The 17876-nt window shown below is 71.3% G+C and carries 17 protein-coding genes; 7 read left to right on the forward strand and 10 right to left on the reverse strand.

The features are described 5' to 3' along the window. Positions 1 to 8 precede the first annotated feature (8 nt). From ACFY1L_RS40765 to ACFY1L_RS40785, 5 genes are all read right to left on the reverse strand, one after another. A complete protein-coding gene (locus ACFY1L_RS40765; protein ID WP_388836539.1) occupies positions 9 to 797 on the reverse strand; it encodes an aldose 1-epimerase in 789 nt (262 codons plus the stop codon). A 43-nt stretch (positions 798 to 840) separates the two neighbouring features. Beyond that, on the reverse strand, positions 841 to 1767 hold the full coding sequence (locus tag ACFY1L_RS40770; protein ID WP_388836542.1) for an SRPBCC domain-containing protein: 927 nt from the start codon (positions 1765 to 1767) through the stop codon (positions 841 to 843). Positions 1768 to 1888: 121 nt separating this feature from the next. Further along, complete coding sequence (locus ACFY1L_RS40775) at positions 1889 to 3526, reverse strand: polyamine aminopropyltransferase (RefSeq protein WP_388836544.1); 1638 nt, start codon at positions 3524 to 3526, stop codon at positions 1889 to 1891. Positions 3527 to 3616: 90 nt separating this feature from the next. After that, the gene (locus tag ACFY1L_RS40780; RefSeq protein ID WP_388836547.1) at positions 3617 to 4159 is read right to left on the reverse strand and encodes a DUF2617 family protein; all 543 of its coding nucleotides are present in this window, start codon (positions 4157 to 4159) and stop codon (positions 3617 to 3619) included. Positions 4160 to 4533: 374 nt separating this feature from the next. Then, positions 4534 to 4821 (reverse strand): hypothetical protein, encoded by a 288-nt coding sequence (locus tag ACFY1L_RS40785; RefSeq protein ID WP_388836550.1) that lies wholly within the window; start codon positions 4819 to 4821, stop codon positions 4534 to 4536. A 129-nt stretch (positions 4822 to 4950) separates the two neighbouring features. Between ACFY1L_RS40785 and ACFY1L_RS40790 the strand changes: the two genes are divergently transcribed. Together ACFY1L_RS40790 and ACFY1L_RS40795 are read left to right on the forward strand one after the other, a co-directional pair. Beyond that, positions 4951 to 6141 (forward strand): pyridoxal phosphate-dependent aminotransferase, encoded by a 1191-nt coding sequence (locus tag ACFY1L_RS40790; protein ID WP_388836553.1) that lies wholly within the window; start codon positions 4951 to 4953, stop codon positions 6139 to 6141. A 115-nt stretch (positions 6142 to 6256) separates the two neighbouring features. Next, positions 6257 to 7456 carry a hypothetical protein gene (locus ACFY1L_RS40795; protein ID WP_388836556.1) on the forward strand — a complete coding sequence of 400 codons (1200 nt, stop codon included), beginning with the start codon at positions 6257 to 6259 and terminating at the stop codon, positions 7454 to 7456. Between the two features lie 23 nt (positions 7457 to 7479). Here ACFY1L_RS40795 and ACFY1L_RS40800 read toward each other — a convergent pair whose 3' ends face one another. Then, the gene (locus ACFY1L_RS40800; protein ID WP_388836559.1) at positions 7480 to 8010 is read right to left on the reverse strand and encodes a YbjN domain-containing protein; all 531 of its coding nucleotides are present in this window, start codon (positions 8008 to 8010) and stop codon (positions 7480 to 7482) included. A gap of 175 nt (positions 8011 to 8185) precedes the next feature. Further along, on the reverse strand, positions 8186 to 10783 hold the full coding sequence (gene clpB / locus ACFY1L_RS40805) for an ATP-dependent chaperone ClpB (RefSeq protein WP_388836562.1): 2598 nt from the start codon (positions 10781 to 10783) through the stop codon (positions 8186 to 8188). Between the two features lie 121 nt (positions 10784 to 10904). Between clpB and ACFY1L_RS40810 the strand changes: the two genes are divergently transcribed. Next, positions 10905 to 11318, forward strand: a complete 414-nt coding sequence (locus tag ACFY1L_RS40810; RefSeq protein ID WP_388836565.1) for a pyridoxamine 5'-phosphate oxidase family protein — start codon at positions 10905 to 10907, stop codon at positions 11316 to 11318. Between the two features lie 160 nt (positions 11319 to 11478). Here ACFY1L_RS40810 and ACFY1L_RS40815 read toward each other — a convergent pair whose 3' ends face one another. Further along, entirely contained in the window at positions 11479 to 11814 is a 336-nt protein-coding gene (locus ACFY1L_RS40815) for a hypothetical protein (RefSeq protein WP_016437222.1), read from the reverse strand. Continuing rightward, positions 11811 to 12026: a hypothetical protein gene (locus ACFY1L_RS40820; protein ID WP_361275720.1), complete on the reverse strand. Its 216-nt coding sequence runs from the start codon at positions 12024 to 12026 to the stop codon at positions 11811 to 11813. Before ACFY1L_RS40820 ends, ACFY1L_RS40815 begins: the two co-directional genes overlap by 4 nt. Positions 12027 to 12180: 154 nt before the next feature. Between ACFY1L_RS40820 and ACFY1L_RS40825 the strand changes: the two genes are divergently transcribed. Next, positions 12181 to 13161: a helix-turn-helix transcriptional regulator gene (locus tag ACFY1L_RS40825; RefSeq protein WP_361275723.1), complete on the forward strand. Its 981-nt coding sequence runs from the start codon at positions 12181 to 12183 to the stop codon at positions 13159 to 13161. A gap of 20 nt (positions 13162 to 13181) precedes the next feature. Further along, on the forward strand, positions 13182 to 14168 hold the full coding sequence (locus tag ACFY1L_RS40830; RefSeq protein WP_388836570.1) for a LuxR C-terminal-related transcriptional regulator: 987 nt from the start codon (positions 13182 to 13184) through the stop codon (positions 14166 to 14168). Here the strand turns inward: ACFY1L_RS40830 and ACFY1L_RS40835 are convergent. Next, positions 14131 to 15165 carry a LuxR C-terminal-related transcriptional regulator gene (locus tag ACFY1L_RS40835; protein ID WP_388836573.1) on the reverse strand — a complete coding sequence of 345 codons (1035 nt, stop codon included), beginning with the start codon at positions 15163 to 15165 and terminating at the stop codon, positions 14131 to 14133. The two genes, ACFY1L_RS40830 and ACFY1L_RS40835, sit on opposite strands and share 38 nt — an antisense overlap. A gap of 237 nt (positions 15166 to 15402) precedes the next feature. Here ACFY1L_RS40835 and ACFY1L_RS40840 point away from each other — a divergent pair, with 237 nt between their 5' ends. Further along, positions 15403 to 16947 (forward strand): circularly permuted type 2 ATP-grasp protein, encoded by a 1545-nt coding sequence (locus ACFY1L_RS40840; RefSeq protein WP_388836576.1) that lies wholly within the window; start codon positions 15403 to 15405, stop codon positions 16945 to 16947. Then, positions 16944 to 17876, forward strand: a complete 933-nt coding sequence (locus tag ACFY1L_RS40845; RefSeq protein WP_388836579.1) for an alpha-E domain-containing protein — start codon at positions 16944 to 16946, stop codon at positions 17874 to 17876. The genes ACFY1L_RS40840 and ACFY1L_RS40845 overlap by 4 nt, the downstream gene beginning before the upstream one ends.

Genomic DNA, 17876 nt, shown 5'->3' on the forward strand with positions numbered 1-17876 from the left:
CTGTCAGCTTAAAGGCGGTGCCAAGTCCAGACGGTCGTGGCTTCGAGCGGTTCCAGCGGGGTGACCTGGCGCGGCAGGGTGTTCAGGCCATCGGGCGGGCCGGTCTGCGGTTCCACGCATACGGCGGCCTCCTGCTCGTCGTAGACGACGACCCACTCCTCGCGGCTGGCCACCTTCAGCTCCAGCTGCCCGGGCCAGGTCAGGGTCACGTCGACGCCGCCGGGCATGCCGAAGCAGTCGTCCCAGGGGCCGGGGCGCGGGTCGACGCGGTTGCCGGTGGGGAGGTGGTCCGCGCCGCGCTCCTCCTGCCAGGCGGGGGTGAAGTCCAGGCGGACGTCCTCGCCGCCGAGGTTCCGGTTGAACCAGGGGTGCCAGCCGATCTGGGCCGGGAAGGAGGAGTCGATCGTCTCCACGGCCATCGTCAGGGTCAGGGACTCCGGCGTGAGGACGAACTGCTGCGTGACGCGGCCGGCGTAGGGCCAGGGCTCCACCAGGTCGTACGTGATGACCGCCTCGTCGGTGTTCACGCGCGCGGTGCGCCAGGCGCCGTCGCGGACGGTGCCGTGGATGGCGTGCGGCGGAGAGTTGAGCGGCATCTGGTGGACGGTCGCGCCGTCCCGGAAGCGGCCGTCGCGGATCCGCCCGCACCAGGGGACCATCGGGAAGCACCCGAACCGCTCGCCCTGGCGGAGCAGTTCGATACCACCGACGCGCAGTCCTCCGACCCGGCCGCCGTTGCCCGGCTGCACGGTCACCTCCGCGTCGCCCGCGGTCAGCGTGATGTCTTCGTTACTCACGGGACGACCCTACTGGGGCGATCAAGACCCCGGTGCACCGCTCTCAGCGGCGCCTGCGCAGCACCCGGCTCACCACGATCGCCGACGCGAGGACGAGCGCCGCCGCCGGGGCCGCCCAGCGCAGGGGCGAGCCCGGCGCGACCGTCTGCGGGGCGGGCACGGGGGCGTAGCGGCCGCGCGGCGGGGCGTGGTCGACCTCCTCCGCGCTGCGGCCGATCATCGTGCGCCGGGCGTGCGCCGCTTCGGCGGGGGGTTCGGGGGGCTCGGTGAACTCGGCGGGGGCGGGGGCGGGGGCGGCAGTTGCTTCTGCCGGTTCCACCGGTTCCTCGCGCTCCTCCCCGTTCTGCTCCTCGTCCTCCTCGGCCTGCGGGTCGAGGGACGGCGGGGGGACCTCGGTGTCGAAGACGGAGGTGTGCTCGGCGGGCTCGGGCGCGGGGGCCGGTGCGTCGTCGGCGTCCGGGGTCGTTTCGAAGTCACTGGTCGCCTTGGGCTCGAATTCCTGGGTGACCAGGGGCTCGGGGGTCTCCGCTTCCTCCGCCGGCTCCTCGCCCGTCTGCGTGCCCAGGTTCTCCGCGAAACGGTTCAGCAGCCGGGCCACGGCGGAGGCGACCTGCTCGGCCGGGAGTTCGGTGACGCGGCCGTCCGCGGAGGCGGTGCCCTCGAAGGCCAGCGTGGAGCCGCCGTCGGCGTCGGTGACGCGGAGGGTGAGGGCGAGCTTGACCGAGCCGGTGCCGCGGGTCTCGGTGGCGTCGCCCTCGGCGGCGTAGGAACCGTCGTCCTGCGCGGTGACGCGTACGGTGCCGCGGTAGGTGACGGAGTGGCTGCCGACGCGCACTTTCAGGCGCCCGGTGACGGGCTCGGCGCCGGCGTCCTGCTGGAGCCCGGGCACCGCCCGGGCCACCTGCGCGGGATCGGCGAGGGCCTCCCTCAGCCGCTGGGCCGGAACCGGAACGAACACCTCATGCTCCATGGCACGCGAGCCTACCCAGGTGGCCGGGTCCTGCACCCCCGTTGGTCGAAAGTGACCGCGCGTCGGGTGAGGACGAGGATGCGCGGGGGCGGGACGGACCGCCGTACGGGTTTGTCCGCGGTCAGTACCGGGGGTGTACCAGCGTCGACGCCGGCAGCCCGTCGATGCGGGTGAGCGCGGCCGCCTTTCCGTCGGCCGTCAGGGTCGGCTGGGTGAGGGTGCGCAGGGGCGGCTCGTGCGGGTCGAGGCGCAGGCGGGGGCGGGTGTCCGCGGAGGCCAGGACGAAGCCCCAGTCGCGGGGTGTGCGGGCGCCGTCCGTCATGCGGTCGGGGCCCGCGGTGAAGCCGGAGTCGCGGCCGCCGACGCGGTAGGGGGCGGTGCGCAGGCCGGCGGCGCGCAGGGTCGCGTCGACCGTCCAGAACACGCGCGGGCGGTCGGCGCACGGGCCCGCGTGCACCACCAGGCGGCCTCCGGGGGCTAGGACGCGGCGCGCGAGGCCGTAGAACTCCTGGGAGTACAGCTTGGTGCTGGCGGTGATGCCCGGGTCGGGGAGGTCCGAGATCACCACGTCGTACGCCGCCGTGGGCGCCGTGCGCAGCCAGCGGAAGGCGTCGGCGGTCGTCACGCGCACGCGTGGGTCGTCGTAGACACGGCCGTTGAGCTTCGAGAGTGCGGGGTCGCGGCGGGCCAACCGCACGACGTCGGCGTCGAGTTCGACGATGTCGACCTGTCGTACGCCCTCGTGGCGCAGCACCTCGCGGGCGGCCAGGCCGTCACCGCCGCCGAGGATGAGCACGCGCGCGTGCGGGCCGTTCATCGCGGGGTGGACCAGGGCCTCGTGGTAGCGGTGTTCGTCGCGGCCGCTGACGCGCAGACGGCCGTCGAGGAAGAGGGCGAGGGGGCGGCCGTCGGTACCGCCGGTCAGGACGACCTCCTGGCTGCCGGTCTGCTGCGCCACGCGTACATCCCTGCCGTAAACGGCGTGCCGGGCGGCCCGTTCGAAGTCGTCGACCAGGACGGCGGCGGAGGCGAGGACGCCGAGCACGGTGACGTTGGCGATCAGCAGCAGCCAGCGGGCGCGGCGGGTGAGGTCGCGGCGGAACAGGCCGAGGACGAGGGCGCCGCCCGCGATCGCGTTGACGGCGCCGGTGATCAGGGCGCCGGTCAACTGGCCCAGCAGGGGCAGGAGAAGGAAGGGGAAGGCGAGTCCGCCGACCAGTGCGCCGACGTAGTCCGCGGCGAAGAGGTCGGCCACTGCGCCGCCTGCGTCCTGGCGCCGGATGCGCTGGATCAGCTCCATCAGCAGGGGCACTTCGGCACCGATCAGCAGGCCGATGGTGAGCGAGAAGGCGACCAGCAGCCAGCGCGGGCCGCACGCCCACAGGCCGCCCCAGTCGCCGGTCCACGCGAACACGGCGTACAGCGCCATCGCACTGCAGCCGCCGACGAGCGCGAGCGTCGCCTCGATCGCGCCGAAGCCGGCCGCGGCATGCCAGCGCAGTCGCTTCGCGGCGAGCGAGCCGATGCCCATCGCGAACACCATGACGGACAGCACGACCGAGGCCTGGGTGACCGAGTCGCCGATCAAGTACGAGGCCAGGGCGACCAGTTCGAGTTCGTACACGAGTCCGCATGCGGCGCAGACGAAGACGCACGCGAGGACGAGGAACCGTCCGGTGCTCGGCCGCACCGGCAGCGGCGCCGGGCCCGGCCACGGGGGCGGGCTGCCGGGTGGTGCTGGCGCGTGCGGCTCGATCACGACTGCGACGTTACGTCACGGGAGAGTCACGCTTGGTCACCCACACGTGTGGAACTGTGTAGCGTTTCGCCACCGCACGTTTGGAAGCCCTCAGATGCCGGACGGGCTGAGACTGCCCGAGCTCACCGGCACTCGTACACCCACTCTCGTCCGCGTCGCCACCAACTGCCCGTCCTGCGGGTACGCGTGCCAGGTCCGCCAGTGGACCTGCCCCTCGTGCCACTGCGCCAGCAGCGCGGTGAAGGCATGGGGGCTGCCGGGGAAGACGCCGGCGAGGCCGTTGGGGTGGTCGGAGACCAGGGCCAGCAACTCCTGGGCGCGGCCCGCGAAGGAGCCCGGTGAGAGGACCTCGACCCGCGCCGCGAACTCGTACTCCCAGTCCCCCACCCGCTTGGCCACGCCCAGCGGCAGCGGGGTGCTGCTGCCCGCGATGCAGGCCACCGTCTCCGAACAGCTGCCCCGCTCCTCCTCCAGGAGCACCTGGTGGGATGCGCCGAGGAGTCTCAACTGCAGCTTGGCCCCGGCCAGTTCGAGGTCGAGCGTGGCCAGTGCGGGAAGCGGCTCGCGCCCCAGGGCCCAGGCGAGGTCGGCCGCGCGCGTGTCGCTGTAAGAGGTGTTCAGGGTCGTGAGCATGGGTCGGCTCCGCTAGCACGCAATGAAAGGGAGTGTGGGGGTCCGGCACACCCGGGCGACAGTGGGGGGATCGGCCCGGTCAGCCCAGTCGGAAGGTCAGGAAGGTGCCGCAGGACGCCGTCCGAGGGGCTGGGTTGGTGATTTAGAGGGAATCATGAACTGTGGCGCCGCCACAGCGTTTTTACCCAAGTTCGTGGGGTTTCCATCCCTCAGAGGGCTCCACAGCTCAACTGTTCAACCACGGCGTACGCCACGGCGGCCACGGCGCACGCCGGAACGTGCGAGCGCCCGCCGGGGCGTGGGCACCGGCGGGCGCTCGATGGGAGTGACGGGAGTGGTTGCGGTTCCCCCTGGTGGAGCTCGGCTGCCCCGTGTCAGCTGCCTCCACCGCATCCGCCGCCGCCACCGCAGGACGAGCCGCCGCCGCAGGACGAGTGGCCCCCGCAGGAGTGGCCGCCGCCGCAGGAGTGGTGGCCTCCGTGGTGCCCGCCCGAGGAGCCGCCGTCGCCCCCGCCGGCCCACCAGCTGCTGCTGCCGCTGCCGCGGTGCCCGCCCCGCAGGTTCGACCTGACCGTCTTCCGCCCGCCCCGCCCGGCGGCCGCGAGGCCGGCCGCGACGACGACGAAGACCACTGCCAGAGCCAGGATGATGCCGATACCCATGGCGCCACCCTCCTTCCGAGTCCCCCGAAGCGACCCCCCGTGGGCGCCCCGGTCCTTGCGTGAACGGGGGATGCCCGGCCGTCTCACCGGCCAAAGCAGAGTTGAGGAACTCCAGAGCTTCGGCGCAGGATGACCGGCATGACCTCCAGCAACCGCCCCTTCCTCAACCGCCGGCTCGCCGAGTTCGGGACGACGATCTTCGCCGAGATGTCGGCCCTGGCCGTGCAGACGGGCTCGATCAACCTGGGCCAGGGCTTTCCCGACACGGACGGCCCCGAGGAGGTGCGGGAGGCGGCGGTACGGGCGCTGCGCGACGGCCGCGGCAACCAGTACCCTCCGGGCCCCGGCATCCCCGAACTGCGCACGGCGATCGCCGCCCACCAGGAGCGCCGCTACGGCCTCTCCTACGACCCCGACAGCGAGGTCCTGGTCACGGCGGGCGCCACGGAGGCCATCGCCGCGTCCCTGCTGGCCCTGGTGGAACCCGGCGACGAGGTGATCGCCTTCGAGCCGTACTACGACTCGTACGCGGCCTGCATCGCGATGGCGGGCGGCAAGCGGGTCCCGGTGACCCTGCGCCCGCACGAGGGCAGCTTCCGTCTTGACCTCGACGAACTGCGCGCGGCGGTCACCGACCGGACCCGCTTGCTTCTCATCAACACACCCCACAACCCCACCGGCACCGTCCTCACCCGCGAGGAGCTGACGGCCATCGCCGAGCTGGCGGTGGAGCGCGACCTGCTCGTCGTCACGGACGAGGTCTACGAGCACCTGGTCTTCGACGACGCCGAGCACCTCCCCCTGGCCACCTTCCCGGGCATGCGGGAGCGGACGGTCACCATCGGCTCGGCCGGCAAGACCTTCTCCTTCACCGGCTGGAAGGTCGGCTGGGTGACGGCGTCCCCGGGCCTGGTCTCGGCGGTCCGCTCGGCGAAGCAGTTCCTGACGTATGTGTCGTCGGGCCCGTTCCAGTACGCGGTGGCGGAGGCCCTGTCCCTTCCCGACACGTACTTCACGGCCTTCCGCGAGGACATGCGCGCCAAGCGGGACCTGCTGGCGACGGGCCTGAGGGACGCGGGCTTCGAGGTCTTCACCACGTCCGGCACCTACTTCATCACCACCGACATCCGCCCCCTGGGCGAGACGGACGGCTTCGCCTTCTGCCGCGCCCTCCCGGAGCGCGCCGGCGTGGTCGCCATCCCGAACGCCGTGTTCTACGACCACCGGGACGCGGGGGCGCCTTTCGTGCGGTTCGCGTTCTGCAAGCAGACGGGAGTGCTGGAGGAGGCGGCCAAGCGGCTGAAGACCTTGGCGGGCTGATCCGGCGGGCCGTTTTTCGAGCGCGCGTCACGCCGCCACGCCGGACGGCGCGAATCCGTACCCGCCCGGATGCGCACCACTCGCGCTTGCCCGGTTCACCCTGCAATGTGCCGGTGTGACCCACGCCAGTACCCTCGCACCAGCCTCCGTCACCGGACCCCGCCCCGGCGCCGGCGCCGAGGAGCGCGCTCAGCCGTCAGTGGTGGCGGCCATGGGTGGGGCCCTCGGGCTGTTCGTGTTCGCCCGGCTGCTCGGCGGTGTCGTGGTGGCCCTGCTCTCCTGGGCGGCCGGGCGGAATCCGTTCGCGCTGCTCGGGCGGTCCTGGGACTCGCTGTGGTACCTGGGGATCGCCGCGCACGGGTACGGGCACACCCTGCACTTCCGGCCCGACGTCGTCCACAGCGACCTGGCGTTCTTCCCGCTCTACCCGGCGCTCGTACGGGGCGTGACGACCCTGACGCCGCTGGCCGGGGGCGCCGCCGGACTGGTCGTGTCGTGGCTCGCGGCCGCGGTCGCCGCCTGCGGGATCTACGCCGTCGGTGCCCGGCTGTACGGGCGGGCGGTGGGCACCGCGCTGGTGCTGCTGTGGGGTCTGCTGCCGCACTCCGTCGTGCTGTCCATGGCGTACACCGAGCCCGTGCTCACCGCTTTCGCCGCCTGGGCGCTGTACGCCGTGCTCACCCGGCGCTGGGTCTGGGCGGGCGCGCTGGCGCTGGCGGCGGGGCTGGCCCGGCCCAACGGGTTCGCGGTCGCGGCGGCGGTGCTCGCGGCGGCGGCGTACGAGGTCGTGAGGCGGCGCGGAAGGGTTACCCACAGGCTGTGGACGGGCGCGGCGCTCGCGCCGGTCGGGTGGATGGCGTATGTGCTGTGGGTGGGACGGCGGAAGGGGGATCTGCTCGGCGGGTACTTCGAGGTGCAGCGGCTGTGGGGGTCGCGGTTCGACTTCGGGCGGGGGTCGCTGCAGTTCGTGCACCGCCTGCTGCTGCGCGGGGACCGGTTCGTGTTCCCCATGACGATGGTGATCGTCGCGGCCGCCGTGCTGCTCTTCGCCCTCCTGCTCGCCGACCGCGCCCCGCTCCCCCTCGTCGTCTACGGCGGCGTACTGCTGCTGATCACGCTGGGCGGGTCCGGGTTCTTCGAGTCCAAGCCCCGGTTCCTGCTGCCGGCCTTCCCGCTGCTGCTGCCGCTCGCCCGCGCCCTGGTCCGCACGGCGAGAGCCCGGCCCCGGCACGCGACCGTGGTGGTCGGTGCCCTGGCCGGGCTCTCGTTCTGCTACGGGGCGTATCTGGTCGTGATCGCCAACACGCCGCTGTAAGGCCTTGTGCAGCGGAGCGAGGACTACTCCTCGTCGTCCTCGGGCTTCTCCGCCTCGTTGACCTCCTGCTCGAGGCCGAGCTGCTCGACGAGCCACTTGTCGAACTCGATGGCGGCGCGCACCCAGCTGACCGTGGAGGACACGAAGTGCTCCAGGGCGACACCGGTGCCGATCAGCATCTGCGCCTCGCCGATCAGGCGGACGGTGCCGTCGTCGTGGGTGTGGCTGTAGACCTTGGGCCACAGGGTCCGCCGGTTCCAGTCGTCGATGGACTCCAGCAGCTGCGGCTTCTCGTCGATCTTGTGGGGGCGGTCGTAGAACGTCCGCACGGAGAAGACCTGCTGGTCCCCTTCACCACGGAACATGAAGTACGTACGGAACTGCTCCCACGGCGCCGCGAGGTCACCCTCGTCGTCGACGACATACTTGAGCTCCATCTGGTCGAGGAGCTGCTTCACGAGGTCCTGATCCGGGACGACGGGGCCCGCCGGTCCTTGGGGCTGCGGCTCGGGCTGGCCCCCGAAGTTCGGAATCGAGGACGGGTCGATGGTCACCGTGAATTTCCCTTCGTACGGATTCAGTCATCCTCCCTCATCCGGGGAGGGGGGTGGCAAGCCCCGACGGCCCTGTCAGCCACGGGCTGACACGATCCGGTCACCCCCGACCAGCGGCAGAACGACACAGGCCCGCCACCCACCAGGGTGACGGGCCTGCCGCGGCTCCGCTCGTCTACAGCGTCTTGCCGGTCGCCGGGCCCACGATCAGCCCGTCGCCGAACGCGTCCACGCGGACCGTGTCGCCGTCCTTGACCTCGCCCGCGAGGATCTCCTTGGCGAGGCGGTCGCCGATGGCGGTCTGGACGAGGCGGCGCAGCGGGCGGGCGCCGTAGGCCGGGTCCATGCCCTCGTCGGCGAGCCAGGCCAGGGCCTCGTCGGTGACCTCCAGGGTGAGGCGGCGTTCCGCGAGGCGCTTCGCGAGCCGGTCGATCTGGAGGCGGGCGATGCGCCCCAGCTCGTCCTTCGACAGGGCGGAGAAGACGACCAGGTCGTCGAGGCGGTTGAGGAACTCCGGCTTGAAGGACGTCCGGACGACCTCCAGGACCTGCTCCTTCTTCTCCTCCTCGCCGGTCAGCGGGTCGACCAGGAACTGGCTGCCCAGGTTCGACGTCAGCACCAGGATCGTGTTGCGGAAGTCGACCGTTCGGCCCTGACCGTCCGTCAGCCGCCCGTCGTCCAGCACCTGGAGCAGGACGTCGAAGACCTCGGGGTGGGCCTTCTCGACCTCGTCCAGCAGGATCACGCTGTACGGGCGCCTGCGCACCGCCTCCGTGAGCTGGCCGCCCTCCTCGTAGCCGACGTAGCCGGGAGGGGCGCCGACCAGGCGGGCGACGCTGTGCTTCTCGCCGTACTCCGACATGTCGATGCGGACCATCGCCCGCTCGTCGTCGAAGAGGAAGTCTGCCAGCGCCTTGGCGAGTTCGGTCTTGCCGACGCCCGTCGGGCCGAGGAAGAGGAAGGAGCCGGTCGGGCGGTCGGGGTCGGCGATGCCGGCGCGGGTGCGCCGTACCGCGTCGGAAACCGCCTGCACGGCCTCCTGCTGGCCGATCAGGCGACGGCCCAACTCCTCCTCCATGCGCAGGAGCTTCTGCGTCTCGCCCTCCATGAGGCGGCCGGCGGGAATGCCGGTCCAGGCGGCGACGACGTCCGCGATGTCGTCGGCGCCGACCTCGTCCTTGACCATGGTGCCCTTGGCGGCCTCCTCCTCGGCCTCGGAAGCGGCCTCCAAGTCCCTTTCCAGGGTGGGGATCTCGCCGTAGAGGAGCTTGGAGGCGGTGTCGAAGTCGCCGTCGCGCTGGGCCCGTTCGGCCGTGCCGCGCAACTCGTCGAGCTTCTCCTTGAGTTCACCGACGCGGTTGAGGGACTGCTTCTCCTTCTCCCAGCGGGCGGTCAGGCCCCGCAGCTCCTCCTCCTTGTCGGCGAGATCGCGGCGCAGCCGCTCCAGGCGCTCGCGGGAGGCCGGGTCGGTCTCCTTCTCCAGCGCCAGCTCCTCCATCTTCAACCGGTCGACGCCGCGCTGGAGTTCGTCGATCTCGACGGGCGAGGAGTCGATCTCCATGCGCAGCCGGGAGGCCGACTCGTCGACGAGGTCGATGGCCTTGTCGGGCAGGAAGCGGGAGGTGATGTAGCGGTCGGAGAGGGTCGCGGCCGCGACGAGTGCACTGTCGGCGATCTGCACCTTGTGGTGAGCCTCGTAGCGGCCCTTGAGCCCGCGCAGGATCGCGATCGTGTCCTCGACCGTCGGCTCGGCGACCAGCACCTGCTGGAAACGGCGCTCCAGGGCCGGGTCCTTCTCGATCCGCTCGCGGTACTCGTCCAGCGTCGTCGCGCCGACCATGCGCAGCTCGCCACGCGCCAGCATCGGCTTCAGCATGTTGCCGGCGTCCATCGCGGAGTCGCCGCCGGCGCCCGCGCCGACGACGGTGTGCAGCTCGTCGATGAAGGTGATGATCTGGCCGTCGGAGTCCTTGATCTCGGCCAGGACGGTCTTCAGGCGCTCCTCGAACTCACCGCGGTACTTCGCACCCGCGACCATCGCACCGAGGTCCAGCGCGACCAGCCGCTTGTCCTTGAGGGACTCCGGCACGTCACCCTTGACGATCCGCTGGGCGAGACCCTCGACGACGGCGGTCTTGCCGACGCCGGGCTCGCCGATGAGGACCGGGTTGTTCTTCGTACGGCGCGACAGCACCTGCACGACACGGCGGATCTCCTGGTCCCGGCCGATGACCGGATCGAGCAGGCCCTCGCGCGCCGCGGCCGTGAAGTCCGTGCCGAACTTCTCCAGGGCCTTGTACTGGCCCTCCGGGTCGGGTGTGGTCACCCGGCGTCCCCCCCTCGCCTTCTGGAAGGCCTCCTGCAGCTTCTTCGCACCGGCCCCCTGCCCGGACAGTACGTCAGCGGCGGGGCCGCCCTTCGCGGCGATGCCGATCAGCAGGTGCTCGGTGGAGAGGTAGTCGTCGCCGAGGTCACGGGCGCGCTCCTGCGCGTCGGCGATGACGGCGAGCAGTTCGCGGTTGGGCTGCGGCGGCGCGACGGTGGAGCCGGTCACGCTGGGCAGACCGGCGAGCACCTTCTCGGCACCCGCGCGCACGGCGGCCTGGTCGGCGTCCACGGCCGCGAGAAGGTCGACGATGTTCTCGTTGTCCTGCCCCTGGAGCAGCGCAAGCAGCAAGTGCGCGGGGGTGAGGTCGGGGTGTCCTGCGGACACTGCCCGGTTACTGGCCGCGTTGATCGCGTCCCGGCTCCGGTTGGTCAGCTCGGCGTCCACGTTCGCTGTCTCCTCCTTGCGTCAGCCGTCTCCCGTGTCTGACTCAGTCAGCGTACACAAAGTTGAGTCTATTCCACTCAAGGCGAGGGACGGGAGGCCCGAACGGCTAGGTTCCGTGGCCATGGCGACCTACACGAAGGACCCCGGCGCGCCCAGTGCGGCATATCTCGACTTCTGGCGGGAGCGGCACCTGTGCACGCTGACCACTCCGCGCCCGGACGGCAGCCCGCATGTCGTACCCGTCGGGGTCACATACGACCCCGAGGCCGGACTTGCTCGGGTGATCGCGAGCAAGACGAGCAGGAAGGTGGTCAACGTGCTGGCCGCCGGGTCCGAGGGGGCGCGCGTCGCGGTGTGCCAGGTGGACGGGCGGCGCTGGGCGACGCTGGAGGGCCGGGCCGTCGTACGGTCCGAGCCGGAGCGGGTCGCGGAGGCCGAGCGGCGCTATGCCGAGCGCTACGAGCGCACGCCGTCGCCGAACCCGTCACGTGTGGTGATCGAGATCGACCTCACGCGCGCCATGGGCAACATCTGACCGTTCGCCCGGCTGTTTTCGGCCACGAGCCGGCACGGCGCGAGACGGCCGATAGCGGGAAATGTCCGCCAAAACTGCAGCGGCGTCACCGTGTTCAGGTCACGGTGACGCCGCTGCGGGGGGAAGCACCTGAGCGATCTGTTACGACGGGGGAATCGCGTCAGGCACTGCGGGGGGTGGCTGAAATGGTCCGAACATCGGGGGTTTCCGGTTCCACCAGCCGGTGGTCTCGTTGGTCGAGGTTCACGAAGATCATCCCGTACCGAATGGCACATCGCACGGGCTGCGGCGCCCCCCGAGGCCGCCGCAGACACCGGTACGCGCGCACGTCCTCGTCCTCGTCGCGCGTGACGACGACCGGCTCACCGAAGACGGTCACCATCAACGAGTCACCGGAGTGGGGGATCGCGGTGACCAGGTCGATGAAGTGCCAGCCGGAGCGATAGGCCGTGGCCATTTCGCGCCGGAAGGAGCGGTCGTCGGGAGGCGTGGTCATGCTTCAGCGCCCGCCGGAGTCGACCAGCCGACGTCCGTGGGGTTGTCGCCGGCGACGACCACCCAGCCGACGTCGCCGGTGCCGGCCGCGGTGACCGACCAGCCGACATCCTGGGCGCTGACGTGCTCGGTCTTGGTCGGGCTCACCCAGCCGACGTCGAGAGGACCAGCCGCACCGCTGGCCAGCGCGACTACGAAGGCAGTGGCAAGCACCGAGCGAAGCATTCTCTTTTTCATGGTCGGCTTCGTCCTCACTTGATGGCTTCCTCTCCCCCGTGAAACAAGACGATGGCTCATTCAGGCACGTCAATGCCACACAAGAGATGCATCATGTTCCTGCACGTTCAGGACCCTGGGGGGTGGAGATTTGCCATCAAAGAGCACAAAACCGACACATCCTCACGACATCACAGACCTGTGTGCCGACGGGGCGCGTCTCTACGCCAGTGCTCTCAGTTCCGGACGTATCTCCAGGAACGAGGTCGAGAACGCGCCCTGTCTGCTGGAGTTCGCCCTGCTACATCCCGATCCGGACGACGCCGACTGGCTGCGCCCGGTTCCTCCGTCCGTCGTGCTCGCGCAGCAACTGCAGCCCCTGGAACGGGAGATCCAGGACCGGCGGCGGGCCACCCTCGACCTGGCGGACGCCTTCCAGCCGTTCCTGGACATCAGTGCCCAGAAACCGGCTACCACGCACGCGATCACCGTGCTGGAGGGCATCGACCGCATCCACGCGGCGCTCGACGTGGCGATCGCCGAGGCCCGCACCGAGGTCCTGACGGTGCAGCCCGGCGGCAGCCGGCCCGAGCACATCCTCAGCCAGGCGCTCAAGCGCAGCAAGCCGTTGATCGAGCGGGGCATCTCCATGCGCACGCTCTACCAGCACACCGTGCGGCACAGCCAGAGCACGTACGCGTACATGGACCAGATGGCAGGTGCCAAGGTCGAGATCCGCACGCTCGAGGAACTCATCGAGCGGCTCATCATCTGCGACAGCTCGGTCGCCTTCATCCCCGCCCAGGACGACCGGACGGTCGCCCTGGAGCTGCGCCACCCCGGCCTCGTGCAGTACCTGATCAAGGTCTTCGAACAGCTCTGGCAGCGGGCCACCCCGCTGATGGACGAGGTTCCCTACGAGTCCACCCCAGAGGGCATCACCGGCGTCCAGCGCTCCATAGCCAAGCTGCTCATCGAGGGCCACGTCGACGAGGCGATCGCCCGGCGGCTCGGCATGAACGTCCGCACCTGCCGGGCGCACATAGCCAAGCTGGCGGCCGCCCTGGGCAGCGGCAGCCGGGCCCAACTCGGCTTTCTCATAGCCCAGTCCGGCATCCTGGACCGCGACTGAGACCGGCAGGGGGTGGCACGGTGAGCGGGCCGGCGCACCCCGGGCACGGCGTGGAGGACCTCTGCGCCGCCGGGGCCCTGCTGTACGAGCGCGCGGTGCGGGAGGGCCGCGTCCGGGCCGCGGACGCCGAACCGGCGCCCTGTCTGGTGGACTTCGGGCTGCTGCACCCGACGGTCGAGGACCTCGACTGGCTGGAGCCCGTCGCACCCGCCGTCGCGCTGCGCCGGCTGCTGCGGGTCTCCGAGGACCGCATCGCGGACGAGCGGCGCCGCGGCGAGCGGCTGGCCGAGGCGTTCGAGCCGCTGCTGCGGATCGGTGACCGCCGGGCGGACGCCACGGACACCCCGACGCTCAGAATCCTCAGCGGCCTCGAGCGCATCAACATCGCCCTCGACCAGGCCCTGACCGAGGCCTCCGGCGAACTCCTCGCCATCCAGCCGCACACCACCCACACCAGGATCTCCCCGGAGCGCCGGGCGGCCGCCCTCGCCCGCGACCAGGTGCTCCTGAACCGCGGCGGCCGCATCCGCACCCTGTACCAGCACACGCTGCGGCACGCGCCCTCGGTGCTGGCCCGCTACGAGCAGCTGGAGGGCGACGTCGAGGCGCGCACCCTGGACGAGGTGACGGACCGGCTGCTCGTCATCGACCGGGCCGTGGCGTTCGTACCGGCGAGCGCCGACCTCTCGCTCGCCCTCGAGGTCCGCCATCCCGCGCTGCTGTCGTTCTTCGTCACCACCTTCGACCGGCTGTGGCGGCTGGCGGTGCCGATGTATCCCGAGGCCGTCCAGCGCCCGTCCCTCGGCGGTGTGACGCCCCGCCAGCGGGCCATAGCCGCCCTGCTCGTCGAGGGGCACACCGACGCCGTCATCGCCGACCGGCTCGGCATGAACGTGCGCACCGCCCGCGTCCACATCGCCAAGCTGGCGGCGACGCTGGGCAGCGAGAGCCGGGCTCAGCTCGGCTTTCTCATCGGACGCTCGGGGATCCTTGATCAGGCAGGCTGAGGTACGAGGCGGGGTCGCGCGGTCCGTCCAGCCCCACCTGCGCGATCCTGACGCCGAGTTGGGTGCGGCTGGCCGCGCCGAGGGTCTCGGAGAGGCGCGCGATGTGAGCGCGGCAGGTGCGGACGCTTATGCCGAGCCGCTCGGCGATCACCGCGTCCTGGTGGCCCTCCGCCAGCAGCGCCGCGATGGACTGCTCGCGGTGGGAGATGCCCTCGATGCCGGTGTCGGGCAGCGGGGCGGTCAGCGGGATCGCCAGGCGCCAGAGGCGTTCGAAGACCGTGACCAGATACTCGACCAGGGCCGGGTGGCGCAGCTCCAGGGCGAGGGTACGGTCCGCGTTCGCGGGGATGAAGGCCACCTTGCGGTCGAAGAGGATCAGCCGGTCGATCACCTCGTCGAGAGTGCGCGCCTCGACCGAACCGCCCATCAGCTCCAGGTAGTTGAGCAGACCCTGGCCGTGCCGCGCCACGTGCGTGTACAGGTCGCGCATGCGTACGCCCCGGCCGCGCAGCGCGAGCGCCCGGTGCAGGCCCTCGGTCAGTTCGTGCTCGGGCCGGATGCCGCCGGGCTGGACCGTGAGGACCTCCGTGGTGCACGCCTCGGTCGCCTCGTCCATCGCGGCCTGGATGCGCGAGAGCCCGTCCAGGACCCGGATCGCGGAGCCCTCCGCGGCGCCCGCCGGGTGCACCGCCGGGCCGAGTCCGGCGTACCACTCGAAGGCGGCCACCGCCGAACCCATGCGCCGCTGGCTCGCGCTGACCTCGTCGTACACCCCGCGCAGCAGCCGGGTCATGACCTCCTGCGGGGAGGTCGGCACCAGCCAGTCCATGTCGTCGGGGTCCGGGTGCAGCAGGGCGAGCTCGAGCAGACAGGGCACCTGCTCGGCGTCACAGCGCGCCACACGGCCCCGCCGTACGGCCCGGGAATACACGCGATCCCCGGCCTCGCACAGTCGGTCAGCACCATGTGGATGCTCGTCCGTCCCGTGCCCGGCCATCGCCCATCCCACCCCCGGTTTCGCCGTCTTCCGCAGCGCAACTATGCGCGGACCGGACCGGCTCCGCAACACGGCTCCGTACGAACCGGGCGCCGAAAACAACCCGTACACCCAATTTTGTACGGGCCTCCGACCGTCGGGTTGCAACAAGCTGACGGTGGTGCCCGAGGGGCGCGTGCAAGCTCCCGGAAATGCCGCAGTGATCGTCGTGTTACGTATCGCCTCTAACGTCCCCTCATGGCGGACATATTTGACGCGTACGCGTTGGCCGATGCGTGGGACGAGATGTTTGAGCGGCCGGGTGAAGTCAGGACCGCCTATGAGCCGGTGCTGGCGGCGCTGCAGCCGATCGAGCCGAGTGAACTCAGGTTCCGGGCGGACCAGATGGCCCGCGCCTTCACGGACCGTGGTGTGACCTACGCCTTCGCGGGCGAGGAGCGGCCCTGGCCGCTGGATCTCGTGCCGCGGATCCTCGACGCCCTCGAGTGGGATCTCATACAACGCGGGGTGAGCCAGAGAGTCAGGGCCCTGGAGGCCTACCTCGCCGACGCCTACGGGCACTGCCGCGCCTTCGAGGACGGCGTGGTGCCCTGGCGGCTGCTGCTGAACTCCCCGCACTTCCACCGGGCGGCCCACGGGGTCGAGCCACCGGGCGGGGTGCGCATCCACGTCGCCGGCATCGACCTGGTACGGGACGAGGCCGGGGACTTCCGGGTGCTCGAGGACAACGTGCGGGTGCCGAGCGGCGTTTCGTACGTCATCGAGAACCGGCGTGCGATGACCCGGATCTTCCCGTCGCTCTTCGCCGAACAGCACGTGGTGCCCGTCGACGGGTACTGCCAGCGGCTCCTCGCCGCGCTGCGCGCCGCCGCCCCCGACGGCGTGCAGGACCCGCGGGTCGTCGTGCTCACCCCGGGTCCCAACAACGCCGCCTACTTCGAACACGCCCTGCTCGCCCGGCTGATGGGCGTGCAGCTGGTCGAGGGGCACGACCTGGTCTGCCGCAACAACCGCGTGTGGATGCGCACCACGCGCGGCGAGGTACCCGTCCACGTCGTATACCGGCGCCTGGACGACGACTTCCTCGACCCGCTGCACTTCCGCCCCGACTCGGTGATCGGCTGCCCCGGCATCATGGGCGCCGCCATGGCAGGAAACGTCACACTCGCGAACGCCGTCGGCAACGGCATCGCCGACGACAAGCTGCTCTACACCTACGTACCGGACCTGATCCGCTACTACCTCTCCGAGGAACCGATTCTGCCGAACGTCGAGTCCTTCCGGCCCGACGAACCGGGCCAGCTGGAGGCCGTCCTCGATCAGATCGACCGGCTGGTCATCAAGCCGGTCGACGGCGCCGGCGGCCAGGGCATCGTCATCGGCCCCAAGGCCGACAAGGACACCCTCGAACGCACTCGCAAAGCAGTGATCGCCGACCCGCGCGGTTTCATCGCCCAGCGGCCCGTCGCCCTGTCGACCTCCCCCACCCTCGCGGGCGAGCGCATGGCCCCGCGCCACATCGACCTCAGGCCCTTCGCCGTGAACGACGGCAACGATGTCTGGGTGCTCCCGGGCGGGCTGACACGAGTCGCCCTCCAGGAGGGCAACCTGATCGTCAACTCCAGCCAGGGCGGCGGCTCCAAGGACACCTGGGTGCTCGCGGAGGGCCCGGCCGAGCAGCCGGTGCCCGCCGCCGAGGGCTCGCTCCCCGAGGTGGCGCCGCGTCAGCTCGGACCCGACGGCAACCCCACCGTCGTACAGGAAGGGGCGCAGCAGCAGTGAACGACGTGATCCTCTCCCGGATAGCCGAGGCTCTGACCTGGACCGGCCGCTATGTCGAGCGGGCGGACGCCACGGGCCGCATCCTCGACGCGTACCTCCACCGCATGCTCGAGGACCCCTGGCGCGACGAGGACGTGGCCTGCCGGTCGCTGTACGCGATCCTCGGCGTCGACGCGGGCGGCGAGCGCGTCGACATGCAGCAGGTCCTGGACCAGCTCGCCTTCGACGCCCGCTCGACCTGCTCGATCGAGGGCGCGCTGGGCGCCGCCCGGCTGAACGCGCGCAGTGCCCGTGAGGCCGTCTCCTCCGAAATGTGGGAGTGCCTCAACTCCACCTGGCACGCGCTCGCCGACCAGCGGATGGCGGCGCGCCGCACGGGCCCGTACGCCTACCTGGAACTGGTACGGCGGCGAGCGGCCCTCTTCTTCGGACTGGCCGACTCGACCATGAGCCGCGACGACAGCTGGCGTTTCGTCGTCCTGGGCCGGAGCCTGGAGCGGGTGGACATGACCGTACGGCTGCTGTCGGTCCGTGTGCTGGACGCGGCGCACGCGCCCGACTGGCCGACGCTGCTGAGCGCTTCGGGTGCCGACGAGGCGTACGCGCGTGTGTGGGGCGGTTTCGGCGACACCCCGCGGGTGGCCGAATTCCTCCTGTTGGACCGGGACTTCCCGCGCTCCGCGCTGCACGCGCTGACCACGGCCGAGGAGTGCCTGACGGCGCTCGGCCGCCCCCGCCAGGATCCTGCGCGCCGCCCGATCGGCCGACTGCGCACCCGGCTCGAATACCTGGACACCCACACCCTCGAAGACCAACTGCCGGTCCTGCTACGGGATCTGCAACAGGCCTGCATGGCGTCCGCCGACGCGGTGGCTGAGCGGTTCTTCCCGTACCAGGGGCCCGTCGAGTGGGCCCAGGAAGGAGCCTGA

The sequence above is a fragment of the Streptomyces sp. NPDC001663 genome (assembly GCF_042893105.1).
GTDB lineage: Bacteria > Actinomycetota > Actinomycetes > Streptomycetales > Streptomycetaceae > Streptomyces.